At 62.1% G+C, this 2592-nt stretch carries 3 protein-coding genes; all 3 read left to right on the top strand.

Annotated features, from left to right (window positions below):
* Positions 1-143 precede the first annotated feature (143 nt).
* The gene (locus MRY84_RS21800) at positions 144-1595 is read left to right on the top strand and encodes a serine/threonine-protein kinase (RefSeq protein ID WP_363317580.1); all 1452 of its coding nucleotides are present in this window, start codon (positions 144-146) and stop codon (positions 1593-1595) included.
* On the top strand, positions 1592-2401 hold the full coding sequence (locus MRY84_RS21795) for a Stp1/IreP family PP2C-type Ser/Thr phosphatase (protein WP_291507769.1): 810 nt from the start codon (positions 1592-1594) through the stop codon (positions 2399-2401). The genes MRY84_RS21800 and MRY84_RS21795 overlap by 4 nt, the downstream gene beginning before the upstream one ends.
* 44 nt (positions 2402-2445) lie before the next feature.
* Positions 2446-2592, top strand: a 147-nt coding sequence (locus MRY84_RS21790; RefSeq protein ID WP_291507771.1) for an FHA domain-containing protein, incomplete at its 3' end; no start/stop codon positions are given.

Here is a 2592-nt window from a genome sequence, read left to right as displayed (position 1 = left end):
CCATTCGGCAGCGGTTTGTGGTGGTGCAGCCGCCCTGGGCGGCTGCCGCCGCCTGGGGTGTCGTGCTCATGGCGCTGCTATGCGTGGCCCTGGTGTTGCCGCGGTGGCCTGGCCCGGCCAAGTGGATGGCAGGTGGGGGATTGGTGCTTCTGCTCGTCGGAGTGGAGTGGGGGCTTCTGCGATATGCCGGCCAATGGTTTTCCCTGCTGCCCGGCGCATTGACGCTGCTGGGCGGGCTTTTTGCGCTGGCCGTGCTGAGCGCTACCGCACCGAAATCATCGGACTCGTCCACGGAAACGGCAGAAACCGACCGCATGATGGGTCTGGCCCTTCAAGGCCAAGGCCAGTTCGACATGGCGCTGGAGCGGTTGCGCAGGGTGCCGCCGAGCGATGCATTGATGGATAACCTCTACCATCTGGCAGCGGATTTCGAGCGCATCCGCAATTTCGCCAAAGCCAAGTCCACCTACAAGCTCATCCTGAAGCACGATCGCCAATTCAAGGATGCTTATGCCAAGTATCAGCGCGTGCGGGCCATTTTGCTCAAGGACGATGTTCCTTCCAGCACCCCCATGATCGAACCGCCCTTGCCTCGCCTGCCGGGAGACGTTTCCGGGAGGCTGCCGGCCTTGGGGCGCTACCGGATCGACAAGGAGATCGGCAAAGGCGCCATGGGCGTCGTGTACCTGGGCAAGGACCCCAAGATCGGGCGGGTGGTGGCCATCAAGACATTGGCACTCGGAACCGAGTTCGAAGGCGAGGCACTGATAGACGCCCGCGCCCGGTTTTTCCGCGAAGCAGAAACCGCCGGGCGCCTGCAACACCCCTACATCGTGGCGATCTTCGATGCGGGCGAGGAGCACGACCTGGCCTATATCGCCATGGAGTTCCTGAAGGGGACCGATCTCACGGGAGCCTGCCGCCCGGGGCACCTTTTGCCGGTGTCCGTGGTGGTTTCCATCGCGGCGCGTGTGGCAGAGGCACTGGACTACGCCCATGCGAACAATGTCGTGCACCGGGACATCAAGCCTGCCAACATCATGTACGACAGTGCCACGGACGCCGTGAAGGTGACCGACTTTGGCATTGCGCGAATCACCGACTCGAGCAAGACGCGCACGGGCCTGGTTCTGGGCACACCCAGCTTCATGTCGCCCGAGCAACTGGCGGGCAAGAAGGTGGACGGGCGGGCAGACCTTTATGCGCTGGGCGTCACGCTGTTTCAGCTGCTGACGGGCTCGCTGCCGTTGCGTGGCGAGTCCATGACGGAACTCATGCACAAAATTGCCAATGTGCAGGCGCCGGACATCCGGGAGCTGCGCCCGGACCTTACCCCGGCTCTGGCGGTAATTGTCACCCGGGCGCTCCAGAAACGCCCGGAAGCCCGCTACCAGACGGGCCGACAGTTCGCCGATGACTTGCGACAAGCAGGTGTCGCTGCTGCCCATATGCCTGCGCCGCAGGCTGAAGCACTCGTCTATGATGCACGGCGCGATGCAACAGGGCATGAAATGGCGGATCACCAGAAAACCGTGATGGCAACCCCCGGCGGCCGGGACGCATCATCATCCTCGCCCATTTCAGGCGCCCGATGACGCTCGCCAGCACATCCATGACCTACGATTTTTTTGCGCGGACCGACAAAGGCCGCGTGCGCAGCAACAACGAGGATGCCGTGGCGGTGGACCGGGACGCACAGGTCGCCATTCTGGCCGACGGCATGGGCGGCTACAACGCGGGGGAAGTTGCCAGCGGCATGGCCACCACGTTCATCCGCACGGAAATGGCCCGTTGGCTTGCGCAAGCGGGCGCCACGCCGCAGTCGACGGACGTTCGCCGAGCCCTTGAAATCTGTGTCGAGAACGCCAATCACGCCATCCTGGGCGCATCACTTTCCAATCCGCAATATGCAGGAATGGGCACGACGCTGGTGGTGGGGGTTTTTCACGGCGCCCGGCTCATCCTGGGCCACATTGGCGACTCCCGCTGCTATCGGTTTCGCGATGGCGTGATGCAGCAGATCACGCGAGACCATTCTTGGCTTCAAGAGCAGGTGGATGCCGGCCTTTTGACGGCTCAGCAGGCCGCGCTCTCCCCGAACCGCAATCTGGTCACCCGTGCGCTGGGCGTTGAGCCCAATGCGATGATGGAAGTCAACGAGTTTCAGGTGGCGCCCAATGATTTGTTCCTGATGTGCTCGGATGGCTTGACGGACATGGTCGCGGACGAGGATCTGGCAGAACTGGTGCGCACGCCACTGCCACTTGAGGAAAAGGCCACTTTGCTTATCGACACTGCCAACGCCAATGGCGGCCGTGATAACGTGAGCGTGGTGCTCGTACAAGCTTCCGGTGGTGGCCGAAAGCGGGGATTCATGTCCCGTCTGCTTGGCGCCACTTGATTGCCTTCAATTAAAACAAAGACTTATCACATCAGGAGTAGATCATGCCGAGAATGATCGTTTCAATCGACGGGGTTGTCATCAAGGAAGTGCAGCTGACCAAAGAGCGCACGACGCTCGGCCGCCGCCCGTACAACGATATCGTGATCGACAACCTTGCCGTGAGCGGGGAGCACGCCGTCATCCACATG

The organism is Acidovorax sp. (assembly GCF_022763525.1).
Classification (GTDB): Bacteria; Pseudomonadota; Gammaproteobacteria; order Burkholderiales; family Burkholderiaceae_C; genus Acidovorax.
This window is presented reverse-complemented; position numbering and strand designations above follow the sequence as displayed.